This window comes from Micromonospora sp. WMMD735 (assembly GCF_049178995.1).
GTDB lineage: Bacteria > Actinomycetota > Actinomycetes > Mycobacteriales > Micromonosporaceae > Micromonospora > Micromonospora wenchangensis.
Genome location: NZ_JBMHMJ010000002.1, coordinates 5922442 through 5944850, shown reverse-complemented (window position 1 = coordinate 5944850; position 22409 = coordinate 5922442). Strand labels below are relative to the sequence as shown.

Here is a 22409-nt window from a genome sequence, read left to right as displayed (position 1 = left end):
AGCCACCGACGGCGGCGGGACGGGCCGGAAGCGGGAATGATGGCGGGGTGAGGTTCCTTCATGGCGCGGTGCCCGCGCACGACCTGACCTACAACGACGTCTTCATGGCTCCGGCCCGGTCCGAGGTCGGTTCGCGGCTCGACGTCGACCTGTCCACCGGTGACGGCACCGGCACCACCATCCCGCTGGTGGTGGCGAACATGACGGCGGTGGCCGGCCGGCGGATGGCCGAGACGGTGGCCCGGCGCGGCGCGATCGCGGTCATCCCGCAGGACATCCCGATCGAGGTGGTCGCCACCGTGGTCGAGTGGGTCAAGCAGCGGCACCTGGTGCACGACACCCCGATCACGCTCGGCCCGACCGACACCGTCGGCGACGCCATCCACCTGCTGCCCAAGAAGTCGCACGGCGCTGTGGTGGTGGTCGACGAGGCCGGCCGGCCGGTGGGGGTGGTCACCGAGGCGGACACCCACGAGGTGGACCGGTTCGCCCAACTCCAGCATGTGATGTCGACCGAGCTGCACACCGTGCGGGCCGACGCGGACCCGCGTACCGGATTCGAGCGGCTCAACGCGGGACGGCGGCGACTGGCCCCGGTGGTCGACGACGACGGCCGCCTGGTCGGGGTGCTCACCCGGCAGGGTGCGCTGCGGGCCACCCTCTACAAGCCGGCCGTCGACGACCGGGGCCGGCTGCGCATCGCGGCGGCGGTCGGCATCAACGGTGACGTCACCGGCAAGGCCGAGGCGCTGCTCGCGGCGGGGGTCGACACCCTGGTGGTGGACACCGCGCACGGGCACCAGGAACGGATGATGTCCGCGTTGCGGGCGGTCCGCAAGCTCGACCCCCCGGTCCCGGTGGCGGCCGGCAACGTGGTCACCGCCGAGGGGGTACGCGACCTGGTCGAGGCGGGCGCGGACATCGTCAAGGTCGGGGTGGGCCCGGGGGCGATGTGCACCACCCGGATGATGACCGGGGTCGGCCGGCCGCAGTTCTCCGCCGTGCTGGACTGCGCGGCGGCGGCCCGCGCCCTCGGCCGGCACGTCTGGGCCGACGGCGGGGTGCGTCACCCGCGGGACGTGGCGCTGGCGCTGGCCGCCGGGGCCTCCAACGTGATGGTGGGCTCCTGGTTCGCCGGCACCTACGAGTCGCCGGGTGACCTGTACACCGAACCGGACGGGCGACGCTACAAGGAGAGCTTCGGGATGGCCTCGTCCCGTGCGGTCAGCGCCCGGACCGCCGAGGACAGCGCCTTCGACCGGGCCCGGAAGGCGATCTTCGAAGAGGGCATCTCCACCGCCCGGATGTACCTGGACCCGGCCCGCCCCGGCGTCGAGGACCTGATCGACGAGATCGTCTCCGGGGTACGCAGCGCCTGCACCTACGCCGGTGCCCGCACCCTGGACGAGTTCCACGAGCGCGCCCTCGTCGGCGTCCAGAGTCACGCCGGCTACACCGAGGGCATGCCTCTCCCCACCAGCTGGTAACTCCCCCGGTCCCCTCCTGCCCTGCCCGGCCCCCGCCCCGGTCTCTGCCTCGCCCCGGCCTGACCCCGGTGATCAAGAGGTTTGCGTCACCCGCACCCCGCCGGTTGACTCTTTTCTCTTGATCACCACCCCGGGGTCGGCGATCAAGAGGTTTGCGTCAACTCGGAGCGGTGATCTGACGCGAATCTCTTGATCACGGGGGCGAGAGGGGCGGGGCGTGAGGGGAGGCGCTGGGTGCCGGTGGGGGTCAGGGTGGGGGGAAGAGGCGGCGGATGACGGTGCGGGCGGCGGTGCGGGGGTCGGCCTCGACGTCGGCGGGTAGTGCGCCGGAGAGCCACAGGGTGGCGAAGCCGTGCACGATCGACCAGGCGGCCAGCGCGTCCGTGCGCGCCTCGCCCGGCTCGGCCCGGTCCGGCGGCAGGGTCGCCACGCCGGTGTGCAGCGCCGCGCCGGCCCGTTCCTGGGCGGCCCGGACCTCGGCGGCGTCGGCCCGGTAGAGGTCGGGTCGGAACATCACCTCGAAGTGCGCCCGGTGACGGACGGCGAAGTCCACGTACGCCACGCCCACGTCGAGCAGGTCGTCGCCGGCTGCGGTCAGGGCGGCGGCGAGCAGGTCGAACCCCTCGACGGCGAGTGCGGTGAGCAGTCCCGCCTTGTCGCCGAAGTGATGGGTCGGGGCGGCGTGGGAGACGCCGGTACGACGGGCGAGGTCGCGCAGGCTCAGGGCCGCCGGCCCGGCCTCCTCGATCGCCGTCACCGCCGCCTGGAGCAGGACGCGGCGCAGGTCGCCGTGGTGGTAGGGCCGGGTGACGGTCATGACACCAGGATAACTTTGCATTGACAAGAAGACCATCGACGATCCAATCTTGTCATTATAAAGATTTGCACCGAGGAGGCATCCATGGTTCCGTTTATCGCCCTGCTCGTCGGAGCCGCCGTCGCACGCCTGGCCGGACTGGCCGGCGTGGACGCGCTCGACGGCTGGCACCCCGCACTCCGCGTCGGGCTGGCACTACTGTTCGTCATGACCGGTTTCGCCCATTTCATGTCACCCCGTCGGGAGGATCTGATCGCCATGGTCCCGCCCCGACTGCCCCGACCCGCCATGCTGGTCACCGTCACCGGGGTGCTCGAACTGGCCGGAGCGGTCGGGTTGCTGATCCCGGCCACCGCCCGTCCGGCCGCCGCCGGGCTGGCACTGCTGCTTCTGGCGATGTTCCCGGCCAACGTCTCGGCGGCCCGGCGACGCCTGACGCTGGCGGGCCGCCCGGTCACCCCGCTCGGCACGCGTACGGCGATGCAGATCCTGTACGTCGGCACCGCTCTGACCATTCTGTTTGGCCCCTGACGGTCTGGGGGCTAACATACTCAGCGTGCAGAGGGAACCACTCATCGTCTTTCCCGCCGTGCTCCACGACGTGCCGCTCGGGCGACTGCTGTCGGTCGCCGGCCACCTCGTCGACCAGCACTGGGGTCGTTACCTGGCCGAACACCACGGTCTCACCCCGGCCGGGATGCGGGTGCTGTTCACCCTGAACCACCTCGACGACGCCACCCACCGGGACGTCGCCGACCGCTGCTTCGTCCGGCCGGCCACCCTCACCGGGATCGTCGACACCCTCGAACGGGACGGCTTCGTCGAGCGTCGCCGCGACGAGGCCGACCGGCGCAGCGTACGACTGGCGCTGACCGACAAGGGGCGGGAACACACCCGGTCCCTGGTCGACCGGATGCGCACCACCACCCCGCTCACCTCCGTCGACGCCGACCCGGCCCGACGCGAGGTGATCCGGGATTTCCTGATCGAGGTCATCACGACCATGTCCGACGGGGAGGACAAGAGGTTGACAACACAGCACCAGGACACGACCGACCACCCGAAGCCCGGGAGCCATCCGTGCTGATCAGCCTGCTGCGCCGCTACCTGCGGCCCTACCACCGGCCGCTGGGCGCGGTGGTGCTGCTCCAGTTCGTCGGCACGATGGCCTCGCTCTACCTGCCGAGCCTCAACGCCGACATCATCGACCTGGGGGTGGCCCGGGGCGACACCGACTACATCATCCGTACCGGCGGTTGGATGCTGCTGGTCAGCCTGGTCCAGATCGCCTGCGCGGTGACGGCTGTCTACTTCGGCGCGCGGACCGCGATGGCCTTCGGCCGGGACGTCCGGGCGGCGATCTTCGGGCAGGTCAACCGGTTCTCCGCCCGCGAGGTGGCCCGCTTCGGCGCGCCCTCGCTGATCACCCGCAACACCAACGACGTGCAGCAGGTGCAGATGCTCGTGCTGATGAGCTGCACCATGCTGGTCGCCGCGCCGATCATGAGCGTCGGCGGGGTGGTGATGGCGCTGCGGGAGGACATCGGCCTGTCATGGCTGATGCTGGTCAGCGTGCCGGTGCTCGCCGTCGCGCTCGGCCTGGTCATCCGCCAGATGGTGCCCGGGTTCCGGCTCATGCAGACCCGCATCGACACGGTCAACCGGGTGCTCCGCGAGCAGATCACCGGCATCCGGGTGGTCCGGGCGTTCGTCCGCGAACCGTACGAGACGCAGCGGTTCGGGGTGGCCAACGCCGACCTGACCGCCACCGCCCTGCGGGTCGGTCGGCTGATGGCGCTGATCTTCCCGGTGGTGATGCTGGTGCTCAACGTCTCCAGCGTCGCCGTGCTGTGGTTCGGCGCCCAGCGGGTCGACTCGGGGCAGATCCAGATCGGCGCGTTGACCGCCTTCCTGGCGTACCTGATGCAGATCCTGATGGCCGTCATGATGGCCACCTTCATGCTGATGATGGTGCCGCGCGCGGCGGTCTGCGCCGAACGCGTCACCGAGGTGCTGGACACCGAGTCCACTGTGGTGCCACCGGCCGACCCGGTGACCCGGGTCGACGGGCACGGTGAGCTGGAGCTGCGCGGCGTCGCGTTCCAGTACCCGGGGGCCAGCGCGCCGGTGCTGCACGACATCTCGTTCCGGGCCACCCCGGGGCGGACCACCGCCGTGATCGGGTCGACCGGCGCCGGCAAGACCACCCTGCTGACCCTGATCCCCCGGCTGGTCGACCCGACCGCCGGCACCGTGCTGGTCGACGGGGTCGACGTCCGCGAGCTGGCCCCGGAGGAGCTGTGGCGGCGGATCGGCCTGGTGCCGCAGAAGCCGTACCTGTTCACCGGCACGGTGGCGAGCAACCTGCGCTACGGCAACCCCGACGCCACCGACGAGGAACTGTGGACGGCGTTGGAGATCGCCCAGGCCCGCGACTTCGTGGCCCAGATGCCAGGTGGCCTCGACGCGGCGATCGCGCAGGGCGGCACGAACGTCTCCGGCGGGCAGCGGCAACGCCTCGCCATCGCGCGGGCGCTCGTCCGTAAGCCGGAGATCTACCTGTTCGACGACTCGTTCTCGGCGCTCGACCTGGGCACCGACGCCCGGTTGCGGGCCGCGCTGCGCCCGGTCACCGCCGACGCGGCAGTGGTGATCGTGGCCCAACGGGTCTCCACGATCATCGACGCCGACCAGATCATCGTGTTGGAGGACGGAGGCGTGGTCGGGATGGGCCGACACGACGAGCTGCTCGACACCTGCCCGACGTACGCCGAGATCGTGGCGTCACAGCAGACGGCGGGGGTGCCGGCATGACCGCCGTACCCGAGCAGAAGAAGGCCCCGGAGGACACCACGCCGAAGCGGCTCCCGGCGGCCGGCCGGCGCGGCGGTGGGCCGCCGTGGATGAGCGCCGGCATGCCGGCGGAGAAGTCGATGAACTTCGGGCCGTCGGCCCGCCGGCTGCTCGGCCGGCTGCGACCGCACCGGGTGACGCTGACCGGCATCATCGCCCTGGCGGTGACCAGCGTCGGGTTCAGCGTGATCGGGCCGAAGATCCTCGGCCACGCCACCGACATCATCTTCGCCGGGGTGATCGGCCGGCAGCTTCCCCCCGGCACCACCGTCGACCAGGCGGTGTCCGGGATGCGGGCCGCCGGCAACGACAACCTCGCCGACATGGTCGCCCGGATGGACGTAGTCCCCGGGGCGGGCATCGACTTCGACGCCCTCGGCCGGACGCTGCTGTTCGCCCTCGGCCTCTACGTGGCCGCCAGCCTGCTGATGTGGTGGCAGGGCTGGCTGCTCAACGGGGTGGTCCAGACCACCGTCCTGCGGCTGCGCGCCGAGGTGGAGGAGAAACTCAACCGGCTGCCGCTGCCCTACTTCGACAGGCAGCCGCGCGGCGAGCTGCTCAGCCGGGTCACCAACGACATCGACAACATCTCGCAGACCCTGTCGCAGACGCTGAGCCAACTGCTCACCTCGCTGCTGACCGTGGTCGGCGTGCTGGCGATGATGTTCTGGATCTCGCCGCTGCTGGCGCTGGTCGCGCTGGTCGCGGTGCCGCTGTCGGTGATCGTGACGCAGCAGATCGCCAAGCGGTCGCAGCAGAAGTTCATCGCCCAGTGGACCCACACCGGCGAGCTGAACGGCCAGATCGAGGAAGCGTTCACCGGCCACGAGCTGGTCAAGGTCTTCGGTCGCTCGCCGGAGGTGGAGGCCACCTTCCACGCCAAGAACGAGGAGCTGTTCCGGGCCAGCTTCGGCGCCCAGTTCATCTCCGGGATCATCATGCCGGCGATGATGTTCGTCGGGAACCTCAGTTACGTGGCGATCGCCGTGGTCGGTGGGCTGCGGGTGGCGTCGGGGTCGATGAGCCTCGGCGACGTGCAGGCGTTCATCCAGTACTCGCGGCAGTTCACCCAGCCACTGACCCAGGTCGCCTCGATGGCGAACCTGCTCCAGTCCGGGGTGGCCTCCGCCGAGCGGGTCTTCGCCGTGCTCGACGCCGACGAGCAGAGCCCCGACCCGGCCACCCCGGCCCGGGTCGACGTACCGCACGGCCGGGTCGAGTTCGAGAACATCTCCTTCCGGTACGACCCGCAGACCCCGCTGATCGACGATCTGTCCCTGGTCGCCGAGCCGGGTCACACCGTGGCCATCGTCGGCCCGACCGGCGCCGGCAAGACCACCCTGGTCAACCTGGTGATGCGCTTCTACGAGCTGGACTCCGGGCGGATCACCCTCGACGGGGTGGACATCACCACGCTGCGCCGCGACGACCTGCGCGGCCGGATCGGCATGGTGCTCCAGGACACCTGGCTGTTCGGCGGCACCATCCGGGACAACATCGCCTACGGCCGACCGGACGCCACCGAGGAGGAGATCCTCGCCGCCGCGCGGGCCACCTTCGTGGACCGGTTCGTCCGTAGTCTCCCCGACGGGTACGACACCGTCATCGACGAGGAGGGCAGCAACGTCAGCGCCGGTGAGAAGCAGCTCATCACCATCGCGCGGGCGTTCCTGGCCGAACCGTCGCTGCTGATCCTGGACGAGGCGACCAGCTCGGTGGACACCCGTACCGAGGTGCTGCTGCAGCGGGCGATGGCGGCGCTGCGGTCCGACCGGACCAGCTTCGTCATCGCCCACCGGCTGTCCACCATCCGCGACGCCCACCTGATCCTGATGATGGAGAACGGGCGGATCGTCGAGCAGGGCACCCACCAGCAGCTGCTCGCCGCGCGGGGCGCGTACCACCGGCTGTACCAGGCGCAGTTCGCCGCGGCGGTGGTCGAGGACGAGGCCACGCCGGCAGCGGCGGCACCGGCTCCGGCCCGGGGCTGAGTGACAGACCGGTGCGGGGGCCGGGGGGACGACGCCCCCGGCCCCCGCACCTTCAGCCGGCGGGGAGCAGTTGCGCCGAGCGGGCCGCCACCACCGCGCCGATCAGCCGCACCGCGTCCGCCGCCGGCATCGGGTCGAGGCTGCGGCCGTCGCGCAGCCGCAGGGCGACGGCGTCGGCGGCGGCCTCCCGGGCACCGACCACCCCGACGTACGGCACCCGGCGGTGGGCCGCGTCGCGGACCCGGGCACCCAGCGAGCCGCCTGCGTCCACCGCCACCCGCAGGCCGGCGTCGACCGCCCGCCGGGCCAGCCGGTCCACCGCACCGGCCTGCCCGGCGTCGACCGGCAGGAGCAGCAGCTGCACCGGGGCGTACCAGGGCGGGAACGCGCCCTCGTGCGCCTCGATCAGGTAGGCGAACAGCCGTTCCATGCTCCCGACCAGGCTGCGGTGCACCAGCACCGGCCGTTGCCGGGCACCCGCCGCATCGGTGTACGACAGGTCGAACTTCTCCGGTTTGTCGAAGTCGATCTGCACGGTGGAGATGGTCGACTCCCGACCGGCCGCGTCGACCACCTGGATATCGATCTTCGGGCCGTAGAAGGCGGCCTCGCCGGGCGCCTCCACGTGGTCCACCCCGTCGAGGGCGGCCCGGAGCAGCTCCTCGGCGCGTGCCCAGGACGCGTCGTCGCCGACGTACTTCGCACCCGGCCCGCGCAGCGACAACCGGAACCCGGCCGGCCGGACGCCGAGCGCCGCGTGCGCCTGGCGGATCAGCCGCAGGATCTCCCGGACCTCGTCGCCGACCTGCTCCAGGGTGCAGAAGTTGTGCGCGTCGTTGAGCGAGATCGCCCGCACCCGGGCCAGCCCGCCGAGCACCCCGGACCGCTCCGCCCGGTACATCCCACCCAACTCGCCGACCCGCAGCGGCAACTCCCGGTAGGAGCGGCCCCGGGCCCGGTAGACCAGGGCGTGGTGCGGGCAGAGCGCCGGCCGGAGCAGCAACTCGTCGTCGCCCATCCGCATCGGTGGGAACATCTCGTCGGCGAAGTGGCCGAGGTGCCCGGAGAGCGCGAACAGCTCGCGCCTGCCCAGCGGTGGCGAGTACACGTGCTGGTAGCCGGCCCGGCGCTCCAGCTCGCGGACGTACTCCTCGACGGCGTGCCGGGCCGCCGCGCCGGCCGGCAGCCAGATCGGCAGCCCGGCGCCCGCCAGCGGGTCGGAGACGAACAGGTCCAGTTCGCGGCCGAGCCTACGGTGGTCGATCATGTCGCGCTCCTTGATCGGGTACGACCCGGAGGCGACCGTGCCCGCAACGCCACGAGGCCCCGGGCGGATCGCCCGGGGCCTCGTCGACGGAAGACGTCAGTGCGGCACGCCGGGATCTCCCGGCGTCGTGGTCACCACAGCACTGCGCATGCCGTCACCGTACGACCTCCGCGACGACCCGGCGACCGCATTTTTCAGCGCTTCCCGACGCGGGAGCACGCTGGACCGTGACATGCGTACCCGTCGTGGTGGGCGGTGCGGGAAAGGGGGAGGGTCGCCGGCACGGGACCTGCCGGCGACCCTCGGCGGCCCGCTCGTCAGGAACGGGGGACCCGACGGTGTGGGGGCCGCGTACTCAACGGTACGCCGACGCCCTCCGCTTCGCCGTCCCCCTCCCGACGGCCGCGCCGGGCGGCAGCCGCCGTGCGGCGGGCGGCACACCACCCTGGTGTGCGCAGCCACGCGGTCACCGACGGTGGCCGTGGCCAGCGCGACCGGCCCGGTCTCCGGTGCGGGAAACCTCGGCAAGCTCATAAGGATCGCTTATATTTGGCAGGTGTGGGACGTCAGGCTGCATCCCGAGGTGGAGGCGTGGTTCCTCGACCTGTGCCGCGTCGATCCGGCCAGCGCGGATCTGGTGGGTGAGGCCATCGACCTGCTCGCCGAGCACGGCCCGGCGCTGGGACGTCCACTGGTGGACCGGCTCAAGGGCAGCTCGTTCCATCACATGAAAGAGCTGCGACCAGGGTCGAGTGGCACCACGGAGATCAGGATGATCTTCGCCTTCGATCCGCTACGTGAGGCGGTCTTCCTGGTCGCCGGCGACAAGTCGGGTCAGTGGCAGAGCTGGTACCGGAAGGCCGTGCCGCTCGCCGACGCAAGGTTCGAGGAACACCTGATCGCACTTAAGGAAGCGCAACGATGAGCAACGGTTCCGATTGGCGTGAGGTCAGGGCCAAGGCGCGTGAGATCGACCCATCCTGGGACGACCCCGAGCGGGTCACCCGTCGTGGTCGGTTCCGGGAAAGGATGCTCGCCTCCGTCAGCGGCGCGCAACTGGCCGACATCCGCCGACAGCTCGGCATGACCCAACAACAGCTCGCCGAGGCCGCCGGCCTGTCCCAGGCCCGAATCAGCCAGATCGAGAACGGCGAGCACACCAGCCTGGAATCGCTCCGCGCCTATGTCACCGGCCTCGGCGGCCAGGTGGACGTGGTCGCCCGCATCGGAAACATCCGGCTCAACGTGGCCTGACCGCACGCCGTCCCGGCCCGGGTCGGATATCGGCCGGAGCACGACCGACGCCCGACCCGGGTCAGGGGTCATTCGAGTTCGTGGAGCATGAGCTGACGGGCGGCCTCGGTGATCGAACCGGACAGGCTCGGGTAGATCGTGATGGTCTGGGCCAGCTCGTTGACGGTGAGGTTGTTCTCGATCGCCATGGTGATCGGCAGGATCAGCTCACTGGCCTTGGGAGCCACCACCACGCCACCGACCACCTGGCCGGTGGACGGGCGGCAGAACAGCTTGACGAAGCCGTCCGCCAGGTCGTCCATCTTCGCGCGGGCGTTACCGGTCAGCGGCAGCATCACCTGGCGGGCCAGGGTACGGCCGGCGTCCGCCTCGTCCTGGGAGACGCCGACGGTGGCCAGTTCCGGGTCGGTGAAGACGTTCGCGGCGACGGTACGCAGCCGCAACGGCCGGACCGCCTCGCCGAGGGCGTGCCACATCGCGATCCGGCCCTGCATGGCGGCGACGCTGGCCAGCGGCAGGACCCCGGTGCAGTCGCCGGCGGCGTAGATGCCGGGGACGTTGGTACGCGACACCCGGTCGACGGTGACGTAGCCGCCCTTGGCCAGCTCGACGCCGTACTCGGCGAGGCCGAGGTCGGCGGTGTTCGGGATCGAGCCGACGGCGATCAGGGCGTGCGAACCGGTCACCACCCGACCGTCGGAGAGGACCACCTCGACGCCGTCGCCGACGCGTCGGACCGCGTCCGCCCGGGAGTTGTTGAGGATGGTCATGCCCCGGCTGCGGAAGACGTGCTCGATGGCCATCGCCGCGTCGGCGTCCTCGTGCGGCATCACCCGGTCCCGGCTGGAGACCAGGGTCACCTCGACCCCCATCGCCAGGTAGGCGCTGGCGAACTCGGCGCCGGTGACGCCGGAGCCCACCACGATCAGGTGGGCGGGCAGCTCGGGCAGGTCGTACACCTGCCGCCAGGTGAGGATGCGCTCCCCGTCGGGCAGCGCGGTGGGAAGCTGACGCGGGGTGGCGCCGGTGGCGACCAGCACGGTGGAGGCGTCGATCGCGTACTCCGCACCGCCGTCGGCGGGGGTGACGACGACCCGGTGGGTGTGACCGAGAGTGTCCTCACCCATCCGGGCGGTGCCCGCGACGAAGGTCACACCCGCCTTGATCAGCTTGGCGTGGATGTCGGCGGACTGGGCCAGGGCGAGCCGCTTCACCCGCGCGTGCACGGCCGGCGCATCGACCGTGACCGCCTCCAGACCGTCGGAGTGGATGCCGAACTCGTCGGTGTCCCGGTAGCCGGTCACCACCTCCGAGCTGGCGATGAAGGTCTTCGACGGGACGCAGTCGGAGAGCACGCACGCCCCTCCCGCGCCCTCGGCCTCCACCACGGTGACGTCGGCGTCCAGCTGGGCGGCGACCAGGGCCGCCTCGTAGCCGGCCGGCCCCCCGCCGATGATCACGATGTGGCTCACAGCCCTCGCCCTTCCTCGGTGCTCACAGTGACTTTCTTCTCCCGAACCCGTCCGACACGCACTGTCGTATTCTCCCCCACCCGTTCGCCGGGCTATCGTCATCGCCGTGCGTCACTACGCGGCCTACGGCTCAAACCTGGACCCCGCCCGGATGCGGGCCTACTGCCCGCATTCGCCCATGGTGGGCGTCGGCTGGCTGGAGGGGTGGCGGCTGACCTTCGCCGGTGAGGACGTGATCGGCTGGGAGGGTTCCGTCAGCACCGTGGTCGAGTCCCCGGGTGACCGGGTCTTCGTGGCGCTGTACGACATCGACCCGTACGACGCCGCCCAGCTCGACGAGCTGGAGGGTGTCACCGCCGGCACGTACCGCAAGCTCACCGTGCGGGTCTCGACGCTGGACGGGGACGTCACCGCCTGGGTGTACGTCTTCGACGGCTACGAGGGCGGCCTGCCGACCGCCTGGTACCTGTCGGAGATCGCCAACGCCGCCGAGAAGGCGGGCGCGCCCGACGACTACGTCTCCGAGCTGCGGTCCCGCCCCACCGGCACCGCCTCGGCGTAACGCGTATCGCACCCGTCCAGTGTGCTCCCGGCGGCGGGGCGACCCGACGGCGACCCCGCCGGGCGTCACCCGGCCCACACCGGCCGGGTCCACGGCAGCCGGCCCGCACCACAGCCGGCACGCACCCGGGCCGGACCGCTCAGGCGGCGGGCACGCTGCGCTCGTACAGGTCGATCCAGCGGGTCTCGTGCAGCCCGACCGACCGGTAGAGGGTGACCGGGGTGGTCGGGTTGGCCAGGTCGAAGCCGAGCCCGGCGTGTCCCCGGCCCTTGGCCGCGTAGACCGCGAACGCCCGCCGCAGCAGCGCCGCACCCACCCCGCGCCGCCGGTACGCGGGCAGCACCGACAGCGTGCGTACCCAGCCCATGTCCTGCTCCAGCGCCTGGTCCGACGAGTTGAGCGCGCCGGCCGGCGCGCCGTCGACCTCGGCGATGAACCACTCGTCCCAGACCCGCCCACCGTCGGTGAGCCGGTCCCGCCAGCCCTCGAACCCGGCCGGCTCGTAGTCCGGGGTGTCCCGGAAGGCGGTGTCGTGGATGTGGTGGAACAGCCGCAGGTCGGCCTCGTCACCGGCCCGCACCGGCCGGACGGTCACCCCGGGCGGGGGCGGCGGCTCGGCGGGCAGGTCGGCCAGCGACCGGCTCATTCGCACGTACCGTTTGGCCCGGGTGAACCCGGCGGCGGTCAGCTCGCCGGCCCAGCGGGTCTCCGGCGCGCAGACGGCGGCCCGGACGGTCAGCGCGGGCCGGCCCCGCTCGGTGGCGCGTTCGGCGACCCGGTGCAGCATCCGGTCGAGCAGCACGGCCCGCAGCGCCGTCGCCCGCTCCGGGTCGACGAAGACGTCGACGTACTCGCGGCCCACCCCGGTCGGGTTGTCGACCACGCTCCAACCGACCACCCGCTGATCAGGATCGGTCAGCACCCACGAGTCGTGCTGCGGGTCGAAGAACGGCGCGCTCAGCGCGGCCCGGACGTCGTCGGCGTCGAAGTCGGGGTGGCCGATGGCGAACGTGTCGGCGGCGTGCACCACGGCGAGCAGCGCGGGCACGTCGTCCAGGGTGGGGCGACGGGCGGTCCAACCGGCGGGAAGTGTCACGCCGCAGATCCTGGCAGCCCCGCCCGCCACCCCGCCGCCGATTTTCCGGGCCACCGGCCGGTCACGCCGGTCCGGGACCGACCACCGGCTGACCGGGCGGTCGGGGCGGCACCGGACCGGGCGTGTCGGACCCGGCCAGCGTCGGACCGGGCCGCGTCGGACCGGGCCGGGCGGCGGGTCAGCCGTCCGCGTCGGCGCGCAGCCGGGCCCGTACGTCGGTGAGCAGCTCGATCAGCTCCCGGCCCTCCGCCGGGCGCAGCGCCCGGAACCCGGCCGCCGCCAGCCGGTCGGTCACCGCCTCGGCCCAGAGCCGACGCCGCACCAGCGGCCCGACCGGCGGATACGGCGGGGACCATCCGCAGGCCGCTGCCCCGGCCGCCCCCTCCGGTCCGGCCAGCACCGCCTCCAGCGGGGTCATCCCGGCGGCCCGCACGGCGAGCAGGTAGGCCCCGGTGAAGTGTTCCCGCAGCAGCAGCAGCGCCACGGCGGCGCGGGCACCCTCGGCGTGCGCGGGCAGCGGCATCGCCCGCCAGGCGGCGAACAGCGGCATGCCCGTCGCGTCGGCGGCGGCCACCACCCGTTCCAGCAGGGCGGTCAGCCGGGGTGTGCCGGGCAGGTCGTCGAGATGCTGGGCACCCCACCGGCAGCACTCGGTCAGGTGGGCGGTGGCCACCTCCAACGGCCGGACCACCCGCACGGCGGTGTCCCATCCGTCGGCGACCGCCTCCGGGGCGAGGAAGCCGAGTGCCGCCGCCACCGTCTCGGCCCGGATGTCGCCCAGTGCGCCGGCCCGCCCGGTGACGTAGAACGCCCAGCCCGGAATGCCCATCGTCCTGGCCCGACGCAGGGTCCCCGGGCAGCGGGTGAACAACTCCCCCAGTTCCAGCACGGCGGGTTTGCTCCCGGCGGCCACCTGTTCCGGCGTCATCCCGCACGCCCGCAACACGCATTCATCGCGTTCAGTCTGCCTCCTCACCGCCCGCCGTGGGGTCCGCCTCCTCGGCGTCCACCGCCTCGATCGCGCCCTCGACCTCACCGGTGCGGCGGCGGGCCGCGGTCAGCGTCCGCTCGGCCGCCCGACGGGCCAGTTTCGCCCGGCTCAGCTCCTGTTCGGCGACGGCCCGACGACGCTCCAGTTCGGCCAGTTCCCCCTCGATCCGGTCGAGCGCCGCGACGCTGTCCCGCTCGGCCGTCGTCGTGCCGTCCAGGTCCCGTTCGGCCTGCCGCTGGGCGGCCCGCGCGGCCGTCAGCTCCCGGTCCAGGGCACGGCGGCGCTTCGCCCGTTCGGCCCGCGCGGCCCGCGCCGCCGCCTGCGCGTCCCGGGCCCGTCGCGCCCCGCCCCGGTCGGCCTCCCGCTGCGGTACGACGTCCGCCTCCCCGCCACCGGCACGCTCCGCCCCGCCACCGGCAGCCGCCGCTGCGCCACCGGTGACCAGTCGGAGCTGCGGGCGGGGCACCTCGCCGAAGCCGGAGTGGTGCACCGCCTTCAGCAGCCGTCCGGTGCGGACCTGTTCGGCGACCGCGGTGTCGGCGAGCGCCGCGTGCAGGGTGGCCTCGACCTCGGCCAGCGGGAGCCGGGCGGCGGGCGGCGCGTCGGGAAGGTCGGCGACGATCCGGCGTACCTCGGTGACCAGGGCGGCGACCAGTTCCCGCCGCTGGGCGGACAGTTCCCGCAGCCGGGGGCCCTTGAGGTCACGCTGGGCGGTGCGCAGCGCCTCGGCCAGCGGCCCGAGGTCGGCGACCAGTTCGGGACGGTCCAGGGCGAGCAGGTTCACCAGCCAGGCCGCCACCGTGGGTCGTTTCCAGCCGGCGATCCGCCGGGCGGTGCCCGGGTCACCGGCCCGGCGGGCCTCGACGACGGCGGCGTCCCGGGCGGCGACGAACCGGTCGGGCGGGGTGCGGTAGAGCTGCCGGGCCAGCTCGGACTCGTCGACTGCCACGGGTCAGGCGTCGATCCGGCTGCCCGGCTCCAGCCGCTGGTAGTCGGTGCGGGACAGCGCCGTGTACTGCCGGTCGAGCACGCCGTAGCCGTTGTCGTTGAGCAGCGCGTCGTGCAGGGCGTACGCCCGGCGCGGGGCGACCGCCCGGATGAAGTCGACCACCTCGGAGAATTTCGACCAGGGTGCGTGGATCGGGGCGAAGAGGGTCTGCACCTCGACGTCGGTGGGGACGTGCAGCGCGTCGCCGGGGTGGTAGACCGTGTCGTCGAACAGGTAGCCGACGTTCTCCACCACCGGGATGTCGGGGTGGATGACGGCGTGCCGGCCGCCGACGGCGCGGACCGGGATGCCGGCGGCGGTGAAGGTGTCGCCCGGGGCGACCGGGGTGAGCGCCTGCGCCGCGTCGCCGAGCACCGCCCCGAGCGCGGCCGGCCCGTACACCGGCAGTGGTGCCCGGTCCAGCCGCCGGGTGAGCGCGGCGACGTCGAGGTGGTCGGGATGTTCGTGGGTGACCAGCACCGCGTCCGCCCCGTCCAGCGCCGCCGCCTCGCTGAACACGCCGGGGTCGACGACCAGCACCGCCCCGTCGCGTTCGATGCGGAGGCAGGAGTGCGTGTACTTGGTGAGCCGCATCGTGACTCCTCGAATATCGAATCGTGATGTCCTCAGCGCAGTCTGCCGGAACCGGAGCGGCCGTGCGCCGCGTCCGAGCTATCGCCCCGGAACCGGGGGACGGACGACGACGGGAGCGGGGATGACACTGAGGACGGCGGGAACCGGGGCGCGGGCCCTGGCGGCGATGGGGTTGGCGGCGCTGCTGCTGGCCGGGTGCGGGGCGGCCGACCGCGACGGCAGTTCGGCCGGTTCCGCGCCGCAGGAGAAGGTGCCGGCGCAGGGGGTGCCGGGGGGCGCGGCACCGGACCGGGACGCGGCGGCGGGACAGGCCGGTACGGGCGCTGCCGACCTGCGCGTCGACCAGCGGGCGATCATCTACACCGGAACCATGCGGGTGCAGGTGGACGACGTGGAGGCGGCGGCCCGGCGGGCGGTGGCGGCGGTCACCGCCAGCGGCGGGTTCGTCGGCGGGGACCAGCGGCGCAGCGTGTCGGCGTCCGCGCAGGCGGAACTGGAGCTGCGGGTGCCGGCGGCGAAGTTCACCGCGCTCGTCGACGAGCTGGCCACCTACGGACGGCAGCAGCGCCGCGAGATCCGTACCCAGGACGTCACCGAGGAGACCGTCGACCTGGACGCCCGGATCACCACGCAGCGGGCCCGGGTGGACAGTGCCCGGCGGCTGTTGGCCCGCGCCAACACGGTGTCCGAGCTGGTCTCGCTGGAGAACGAGGTGAGCCGCCGGGAGGCGGATCTGGCCTCGCTGGAGGCGAAGAAGCGTCGGCTGGCCGACCTGACGGCGCTCTCCACGGTCACGGTGACCTTCGTCGGCCGGGACGCCTCGACGGCCGACGACGGGCAGGAGGAGGACCGGACGGGTTTCATGGTGGGTCTGCGCGGCGGCTGGACCGTCTTCCTCGCCTCGATGGGCGTGCTGCTCACCGTGCTGGGGGCGTTGCTGCCCTGGCTGCTGCTCATCGGGGTGCCCGTGACGGCGGCCGTGGTGCTGCTGCGTCGGCGACGCCGCCAGCGGCGGCCCGCGCCGCCGGTGGGACCGGGCGGCGGGGGACACCCGCCGATGCCTGGTGGACCGGGCGGCGGGGGCCACCCGCCGGTGCCTAGCGGACCGCCGCCAGTGCCCGCAACGCGGTCTGCACCATGAGCCGCACCCCGACCGGGATGGCCCGCTCGTCGACGTCGAACGACGCGCGGTGCAGGTCGACGGTGGGGCCGCCGACCCGGCCGACGCCGAGCCGGGCCAACGCGCCGGGGACGTGTTCGAGGTACCAGGAGAAGTCCTCGCCGCCCATGCTCTGCGGCGTCTCCGCGATCCCCTCCGGGCCGAGCGCGGCGGCGGTGGCGGCGGTGAGGATGCCGATGGCGCGGGCGTCGTTGCTGACCGGTGGCCGACCCCGCAGGTATTCCAGGTCGACGGTGGCGCCGGTGGGCGCGATGACGTCCCGGACGACCTGAGCGACGATCTGGGGGGCCCGCTCCCAGGTGTCGCGGTCCATCACCCGCAGGGTGCCGGCCGCGCACGCCTCGGACGGGATGACGTTGTACCGGGTGCCGGCCGAGGCGTGGCCGAACACCAGCAGCAGCCCGCTGTTGGCCGGCACCCGGCGGGTGACCAGGGCCGGAACCTCGGTGACCAGGCGGCCGAGCGCGTCGACCAGGTCGACGGTCAGGTGCGGACGGGCGGTGTGCCCGCCGGGCCCGCTGAGTCTCACGGTGACGTTGTCGGCCGCCGCGGTGATCGGACCGACCCGCAGCCCCACCTTCCCCACCGGCTGGTTGGGGTCACAGTGCAGGGCGAAGATCTGGACGACGTCCTCCAGGCCACCGGCCTCGATGACCTCCAGCGAGCCGCAGGGCAGGATCTCCTCGGCCGGCTGGAAGATCAGCCGGACCCGGCCGTCGAGCTGGCCTGAGTCGGCGAGCTGGGCCAGCAGCATGCCGACGCCGAGCAGCACCGCGGTGTGCACGTCGTGACCGCAGGCGTGGCAGACCCCCTCCACCGTCGACCGGTAGGGGACCTCCTTGGGGTCGGTCAGCGGCAACGCGTCGATGTCGGCGCGGAGCGCGACGACCGGACCGTCCGGCCGCCCGTCGATGTCGCAGATCACCCCGTTGCCCTTGGGCAGCAGTCGGGGGTGCAACCCGGCGAGGGTGAGTTCCCGGGCGATCAGCGCCGCCGTCTCGAACTCCTCCCCGGACAGTTCCGGGTGGGAGTGGAGGTGGCGGCGGGTGGCGATCAGACCGGGCACCCGCAGCGCGAGCAGGTGATCCAGATCGTGGGGCAGGGGCTGGGACCCGGACGGCGCCTCCGGCCAGGACGACGCCAGCTGGCTGCCGTTCGGCAGCGTCAACGCACTCGTCACGTCGAATTCTCGATCACTAGAAATGGATGGATCTTCAGGGAGGACAGCAGACAGCCTAGACCTCCGATGGTGACGCTGCGCAACCTCGTTACGGTAGCGATCAGAGCGCACAGCGTCACGTAAGCCCTGGTGGGAGGGCTCGAATATCTGCGGGACAGCAGGTAGATCGCGGTCGGACGCCGTCATCTGCCCCCCACCTCCTACAACGCGTAACCGATTGGGCGGTCGCGAAATCGGCGTCGATCCGGGGCCGTCGTATCCGAATTGTCGCATTGGTCGCCCCGGTTGGCCGCCGGTCCGACAATTAGCCGACGCCGTCGGGTGGTCAACCGGTTCCCGACGGTGACACGGCGTCTCCGGGCCCGCCCGGACATGCTGTCCGTCCCGTTCACCCGCTCGGGTTTACCCACGAACCCCGCGCCGCACGCCCCGGCCGTGCGGACCACCCACCGACCGGCCGGTCCGACCGTCATACCACCGCCGGGTTGTCACCGACGGTAGCCCCGCCCCTCTCGCCTGGCGACCCCTAGCGGCCCCGACCGGACGACGACGGCGACCCCTGCCGGCAGCGGGCTGCCGGCGGAGGTCGCCGTGTGGATCAGCATCGGGGGTCGGCGTGTGGATCGACGTCGGGGGGCGGCGCGCCCGCCGGGTCGCGGGCGGCGCACCGTCCGGACCGCGCGGTCCGGACGGGATCAGAAGCGGTCGCTCGGGCGGTACGTCCCCCAGACCTGGCGTAGCGTGCCGCAGACCTCGCCCACCGTGGCGCGGGCCCGCAGCGCCTCCTTCATCGGGTAGAGCACGTTCTCGTCGCCCTCGGCGGCGGCCCGCAGCTCGGCCAGGGCCCGGTCGACCGCCGCGCCGTCCCGCTCGGCCCGCAGCCGGGCCAGCCGCTCCGCCTGGGTCGCCTCGATCGTCGGGTCCACCCGCAGCGGCTCGTACGGCTCCTCGGTGTCGATCTGGAAGCGGTTCAGTCCGACCACCACCCGCTCCCCCGCGTCGATCTGCTGGGCGAACCGGTAGGCCGACTGCTCGATCTCCCGCTTCTGGAACCCGGCCTCGATCGCGTCCACCGCCGAACCGTGGTCGAAGACCCGGTCCATCAGGTCGTTGACCGCCGCCTCGATCTCGGCGGTCATCGCCTCCACCACGTACGACCCGGCGAACGGGTCGACGGTGGCGGTCAGGTCCGTCTCGTACGCCAGCACCTGCTGGGTGCGCAGCGCCAGCCGGGCGGCCTTCTCGGTGGGCAGCGCGATCGCCTCGTCGAAGCTGTTGGTGTGCAGCGACTGGGTGCCGCCGAGCACCGCGGCGAGCCCCTGGATCGCCACCCGGACCAGGTTCACCTCGGGCTGCTGGGCGGTGAGCTGCACCCCCGCCGTCTGGGTGTGGAACCGCAGCATCATCGACTTCGGGTCCTTCGCGCCGAAGTCGTCACGCAGCAGCCGGGCCCAGATCCGCCGGGCGGCCCGGAACTTCGCGATCTCCTCCAGCAGGGTGGTGCGGGCCACGAAGAAGAACGACAGCCGGGGGGCGAAGTCGTCCACCGCCAGCCCGGCGGCCAGCGCGGCCCGGACGTACTCCACACCGTTGGCGAGGGTGAACGCGATCTCCTGCGCGGGCGTCGCACCGGCCTCCGCCATGTGGTAGCCGGAGATGGAGATGGTGTTCCACTTCGGCACCTCCTTACGGCAGTACGCGAAGGTGTCGGCGACCAGCCGCAGCGACGGCTTCGGCGGGAAGATGTACGTCCCCCGGGCGATGTACTCCTTGAGGATGTCGTTCTGGATGGTGCCGTTGAGCGCCGAGCCGGACAGGCCGTTCTCCTCGGCGACGAGCTGGTAGAGCAGCAGCAGCACCGAGCCCGGCGCGTTGATGGTCATCGAGGTGGAGACCTTGTCCAGCGGGATGCCGTCGAAGAGCAGCCGCATGTCCTCGATGGAGTCGATCGCCACCCCGACCTTGCCCACCTCGCCGCTGGCGATGGCGTCGTCGGAGTCGTAGCCCATCTGGGTGGGCAGGTCGAAGGCGACCGACAGGCCCATCGTCCCGGCCTTCAGCAGCTGGTGGTAACGCGCGTTGGACTCGGTGGCGGTGCCGAAGCCGGCGTACTGCCGCATCGTCCACGGCCGGGAGGTGTACATCGTGGGGTAGACCCCCCGGGCGTACGGGTAACGACCCGGCTCGCCCAGGCGGGAGTCCAGCTCCGGGGGGAGGTCCGCGGCCGTGTACACACCCTTGATGGGGAACCCCGACTGGCTCGCCCGCGCTTCACTCATCCACGGATGGTAGGACGCGCGGCGGCATCGGTGGGGTGAGGGATGGCGCACATCTCGGTTCGGCATCGGTCGACGGGAGGTGAACGGCCAGGTACACACCGTTCGAGCCGACGGTGGGTACGGTCGGATAGCACAAAGGTCCGCCGCGTCGGGTTTCGCATCGGGCGTCGGAACCAGCAAGATAGAGAGGTTGTGTCCCAGCCCCCTCGACTTTCCCGGTGGCTTTTCCTGTGACTCAGATCCCGACGTGGAGCGGCGGACCAGTGAGTCCCCCCAACGGACGCGCAGCACCCGGCACCACCATCGGCGGCCGGTACGAGTTGCGCTCCTCGGTGGGCAACGGCGGCATGGGCACGGTCTGGCGCGCGACAGACACCCTGCTGCGACGAGACGTGGCGGTCAAGGAGGTCGTCCTGCCGCCGGGGCTGGCCCCCAGCGACCGGGACGCGATGTACGAACGCACCCTGCGCGAGGCGCGCGCCGCCGCCGCGATCCAGCACCCGGCAGTGGTCCAGGTGTACGACGTGGTCACCGAGGGTGGCCGGCCGTGGATCGTGATGGAGCTGCTGGACGCCCGCAGCCTCGCCGACATGGTGATCGAGGACGGCCCGGTGGCCGGGCGCGCGGTCGCCAAGATCGGCATCGCGCTGCTCGGCGCGCTGGAGGTGGCGCACGCCAACGGGGTGCTGCACCGCGACGTCAAGCCGGCGAACGTGCTGATCTGCACCGACGGCCGCTGCGTGCTGACCGACTTCGGGGTGGCCCGGATGCCCACCGACGTCCAGCTCACCACCCCCGGGATGGTGCTGGGCTCGCCGCACTTCATCTCCCCCGAACGCGCCATGGGGCAGGATTTCGGCCCGCCCAGCGACCTGTTCTCGCTCGGCGTGACCCTCTACACGGCGGTCGAGGGGCGGCCCCCGTTCGACAAGGGCGACCCGATCGAGACGATGCACGCGGTGGTCGAGGACCCGCCGGCCACCCCGCAGCGCAGCGGCCCGCTGACCCGGGTGCTGATGGGCCTGCTGGAGAAGGACCCGGCCCGCCGGCTCGACGTGCACACCGCGCGGGCGATGCTGCGCGAACTCCTCGCCGGGCCGCTGACCAGCACGGCGACGGCGGTCAACTCGATCACCGACCCGTACTCGGTGGTGCCGGTGCAGCGCCCGTCGGGGCCGCCGGCCATCGCCGCGCCGCCGGCCGACTCGAAGCCGAGCGGGCAGATCGGTGGCCGGGCGATGCTGGCCGCCGGCGAGTCGCTGACCGACCGGCTGGCGAAGCTGCGCCGGGGTGAACGCCCCGAGCCGGTGGCGACCTCCTCCGCCGCCGCCCTCGACGACACCAGCGCCGACGCGTTCGCCGGCCCGCTGCACACCCCGACCGGCGCGATGCCGCCGCCGACCGGGCCCACCGCCGGTGCGCTGCCGACCGGCCCGACCGCCGGCACGTACGGCAGGCCCGAGGCCACCCAGCGGATCACCCCGGACGCCACCCAGCGGATCGCCCCGGGCACCACGCCGGAGGCCACCCAGCGCATCGGTGGCGGCACCGCCGACGCCACCCAGCGGATCGGCACGGGCACCCCGGCCGGCCGGCCCGCCTACGGGGCGGCGGAGCCGACCCAGGCCATCTACGGCGGCGGCGGGAACGCCGAGCCGACCCAGGCGGTGTACGGCGGGCAGTGGTCCATCCCCGGCACCGGTCAGTCGTGGACGTCGCCGCCTCCGCCGCCGGGCGGGGACGGCGGTGGCGCGCTCGGCCGGGCGAAGGGTGCCGGCGGTCGCCTGGTCGGCACGGTCAAGGGCTGGCCCCGCAAGCTCCAGCTCGCGGCGGCCGGCGGCCTGGCCGTGGTGGTGCTGATCGGTGCGGTGGCGCTGTTCGGCGGCGGCGACCCGGAGTCGACCCCACCCCCGCAGGCCGGCCCGAGCGCACCCGCCGGTGGTGGTGGGTTCGAGACGCAGGCGCACGACGCCAAGGGCATCCGGGTGAACGTGCCGAAGGGGTGGGCGCGCAAGAGCGCCGGTGACTGGGTCGACTACATCGACCCGCAGGACGACACCCGCAAGGTCCGCATCCTGGTCGAGCGGGGCGGCAGTTCCTCGGTCCGCTGGGCCGAGGTGGCCGGCGACAACCTGCGTACCCGGTCCCGGTCCTGCGTGGAGCCCTACCAGCAGGTGGGGATCACCGAGAACACGCTGGCCGGTAAGCCGGCCGCCGAGCTGGAATACACCTGCGGCAAGGGCGACACCAAGCGGCACGGCGTGTGGCGGGGTCTGGTGCACGAGGGCCGGATCTACTCGTTCTACCTCACCGCCAACGACGCCAGGTTCGCCGAGAGCAAGCCGATCTTCGACGAGATGGTCAAGTCGTTCCAGCTCACCGGGTCCAGCTGAGCCGG

19 protein-coding genes are annotated in these 22409 nt (G+C 72.7%); 10 read left to right on the top strand and 9 right to left on the bottom strand.

Annotated features, from left to right (window positions below; all coding sequences use genetic code 11):
* Positions 1–47: 47 nt before the first annotated feature.
* The gene (locus ACN268_RS26065) at positions 48–1487 is read left to right on the top strand and encodes a GuaB1 family IMP dehydrogenase-related protein (RefSeq protein WP_421485497.1); all 1440 of its coding nucleotides are present in this window, start codon (positions 48–50) and stop codon (positions 1485–1487) included.
* Positions 1488–1734: 247 nt separating this feature from the next.
* On the opposite strand, the gene ACN268_RS26060 is transcribed toward ACN268_RS26065, so the two are convergent.
* Positions 1735–2304: a TetR/AcrR family transcriptional regulator gene (locus ACN268_RS26060; protein ID WP_421485495.1), complete on the bottom strand. Its 570-nt coding sequence runs from the start codon at positions 2302–2304 to the stop codon at positions 1735–1737.
* An 84-nt stretch (positions 2305–2388) separates the two neighbouring features.
* Here ACN268_RS26060 and ACN268_RS26055 point away from each other — a divergent pair, with 84 nt between their 5' ends.
* Genes ACN268_RS26055 through ACN268_RS26040 form a run of 4 tightly spaced genes read left to right on the top strand, consistent with a single transcriptional unit; the run spans position 2389 to position 7148 of the window.
* Positions 2389–2835, top strand: coding sequence for a DoxX family protein (locus tag ACN268_RS26055; RefSeq protein WP_421485494.1), 447 nt, complete (start codon positions 2389–2391; stop codon positions 2833–2835).
* 25 nt (positions 2836–2860) lie between these two features.
* Positions 2861–3391, top strand: coding sequence for a MarR family winged helix-turn-helix transcriptional regulator (locus ACN268_RS26050; RefSeq protein WP_421485492.1), 531 nt, complete (start codon positions 2861–2863; stop codon positions 3389–3391).
* The gene (locus ACN268_RS26045) at positions 3385–5118 is read left to right on the top strand and encodes an ABC transporter ATP-binding protein (protein ID WP_421485490.1); all 1734 of its coding nucleotides are present in this window, start codon (positions 3385–3387) and stop codon (positions 5116–5118) included. The genes ACN268_RS26050 and ACN268_RS26045 overlap by 7 nt, the downstream gene beginning before the upstream one ends.
* A complete protein-coding gene (locus tag ACN268_RS26040; protein WP_421485489.1) occupies positions 5115–7148 on the top strand; it encodes an ABC transporter ATP-binding protein in 2034 nt (677 codons plus the stop codon). The genes ACN268_RS26045 and ACN268_RS26040 overlap by 4 nt, the downstream gene beginning before the upstream one ends.
* Before the next feature lie 52 nt (positions 7149–7200).
* Here the strand turns inward: ACN268_RS26040 and thrS are convergent, their stop codons facing one another.
* Positions 7201–8415: a threonine--tRNA ligase gene (gene thrS / locus ACN268_RS26035; RefSeq protein WP_421485488.1), complete on the bottom strand. Its 1215-nt coding sequence runs from the start codon at positions 8413–8415 to the stop codon at positions 7201–7203.
* A 481-nt stretch (positions 8416–8896) separates the two neighbouring features.
* Between thrS and ACN268_RS26030 the strand changes: the two genes are divergently transcribed.
* Positions 8897–9340, top strand: a complete 444-nt coding sequence (locus ACN268_RS26030) for a type II toxin-antitoxin system RelE/ParE family toxin (RefSeq protein WP_421485486.1) — start codon at positions 8897–8899, stop codon at positions 9338–9340.
* Complete coding sequence (locus ACN268_RS26025; protein ID WP_088643940.1) at positions 9337–9669, top strand: helix-turn-helix domain-containing protein; 333 nt, start codon at positions 9337–9339, stop codon at positions 9667–9669. Before ACN268_RS26030 ends, ACN268_RS26025 begins: the two co-directional genes overlap by 4 nt.
* A 68-nt stretch (positions 9670–9737) precedes the next feature.
* On the opposite strand, the gene ACN268_RS26020 is transcribed toward ACN268_RS26025, so the two are convergent.
* Positions 9738–11141, bottom strand: coding sequence for an NAD(P)H-quinone dehydrogenase (locus ACN268_RS26020; RefSeq protein ID WP_204927453.1), 1404 nt, complete (start codon positions 11139–11141; stop codon positions 9738–9740).
* A gap of 106 nt (positions 11142–11247) precedes the next feature.
* Between ACN268_RS26020 and ACN268_RS26015 the strand changes: the two genes are divergently transcribed.
* Complete coding sequence (locus ACN268_RS26015) at positions 11248–11703, top strand: gamma-glutamylcyclotransferase (RefSeq protein ID WP_067304651.1); 456 nt, start codon at positions 11248–11250, stop codon at positions 11701–11703.
* Positions 11704–11842: 139 nt separating this feature from the next.
* Here ACN268_RS26015 and ACN268_RS26010 read toward each other — a convergent pair whose 3' ends face one another.
* The 4 genes from ACN268_RS26010 to ACN268_RS25995 form a co-directional block, all read right to left on the bottom strand.
* Positions 11843–12799: a GNAT family N-acetyltransferase gene (locus tag ACN268_RS26010; protein ID WP_421485484.1), complete on the bottom strand. Its 957-nt coding sequence runs from the start codon at positions 12797–12799 to the stop codon at positions 11843–11845.
* 178 nt (positions 12800–12977) lie between these two features.
* Positions 12978–13727 (bottom strand): SCO6745 family protein, encoded by a 750-nt coding sequence (locus ACN268_RS26005; RefSeq protein ID WP_421485483.1) that lies wholly within the window; start codon positions 13725–13727, stop codon positions 12978–12980.
* Between the two features lie 31 nt (positions 13728–13758).
* Positions 13759–14739, bottom strand: coding sequence for a hypothetical protein (locus tag ACN268_RS26000; RefSeq protein WP_421485481.1), 981 nt, complete (start codon positions 14737–14739; stop codon positions 13759–13761).
* Between the two features lie 3 nt (positions 14740–14742).
* Complete coding sequence (locus tag ACN268_RS25995) at positions 14743–15372, bottom strand: MBL fold metallo-hydrolase (protein ID WP_204927449.1); 630 nt, start codon at positions 15370–15372, stop codon at positions 14743–14745.
* 121 nt (positions 15373–15493) lie between these two features.
* On the opposite strand from ACN268_RS25995, the gene ACN268_RS25990 reads away from it, so the two are divergent.
* Complete coding sequence (locus tag ACN268_RS25990; RefSeq protein WP_421485480.1) at positions 15494–16513, top strand: DUF4349 domain-containing protein; 1020 nt, start codon at positions 15494–15496, stop codon at positions 16511–16513.
* Here the strand turns inward: ACN268_RS25990 and ACN268_RS25985 are convergent.
* Positions 16470–17732: an amidohydrolase gene (locus tag ACN268_RS25985; RefSeq protein WP_421485478.1), complete on the bottom strand. Its 1263-nt coding sequence runs from the start codon at positions 17730–17732 to the stop codon at positions 16470–16472. The genes ACN268_RS25990 and ACN268_RS25985 overlap by 44 nt on opposite strands.
* A 695-nt stretch (positions 17733–18427) precedes the next feature.
* On the bottom strand, positions 18428–20011 hold the full coding sequence (locus tag ACN268_RS25980) for an acyl-CoA mutase large subunit family protein (protein WP_421485476.1): 1584 nt from the start codon (positions 20009–20011) through the stop codon (positions 18428–18430).
* 230 nt (positions 20012–20241) lie between these two features.
* Between ACN268_RS25980 and ACN268_RS25975 the strand changes: the two genes are divergently transcribed.
* The gene (locus ACN268_RS25975) at positions 20242–22404 is read left to right on the top strand and encodes a protein kinase domain-containing protein (RefSeq protein ID WP_421486997.1); all 2163 of its coding nucleotides are present in this window, start codon (positions 20242–20244) and stop codon (positions 22402–22404) included.
* The last annotated feature ends 5 nt before the right edge of the window (positions 22405–22409 follow it).

What these genes read in the sequence shown, in the direction of transcription:
- ACN268_RS26040 (WP_421485489.1), top strand. Translation starts at nt 5,115, where the DNA reads ATGACCGCCGTACCCGAGCAGAAGAAGGCCCCGGAGGACACCACGCCG.
- ACN268_RS25980 (WP_421485476.1), bottom strand. Translation starts at nt 20,011, where the DNA reads ATGAGTGAAGCGCGGGCGAGCCAGTCGGGGTTCCCCATCAAGGGTGTG.
- ACN268_RS25990 (WP_421485480.1), top strand. Translation starts at nt 15,494, where the DNA reads ATGACACTGAGGACGGCGGGAACCGGGGCGCGGGCCCTGGCGGCGATG.
- ACN268_RS26025 (WP_088643940.1), top strand. Translation starts at nt 9,337, where the DNA reads ATGAGCAACGGTTCCGATTGGCGTGAGGTCAGGGCCAAGGCGCGTGAG.
- ACN268_RS26055 (WP_421485494.1), top strand. Translation starts at nt 2,389, where the DNA reads ATGGTTCCGTTTATCGCCCTGCTCGTCGGAGCCGCCGTCGCACGCCTG.
- ACN268_RS26005 (WP_421485483.1), bottom strand. Translation starts at nt 13,727, where the DNA reads ATGACGCCGGAACAGGTGGCCGCCGGGAGCAAACCCGCCGTGCTGGAA.
- thrS (WP_421485488.1), bottom strand. Translation starts at nt 8,415, where the DNA reads ATGATCGACCACCGTAGGCTCGGCCGCGAACTGGACCTGTTCGTCTCC.
- ACN268_RS26060 (WP_421485495.1), bottom strand. Translation starts at nt 2,304, where the DNA reads ATGACCGTCACCCGGCCCTACCACCACGGCGACCTGCGCCGCGTCCTG.
- ACN268_RS25995 (WP_204927449.1), bottom strand. Translation starts at nt 15,372, where the DNA reads ATGCGGCTCACCAAGTACACGCACTCCTGCCTCCGCATCGAACGCGAC.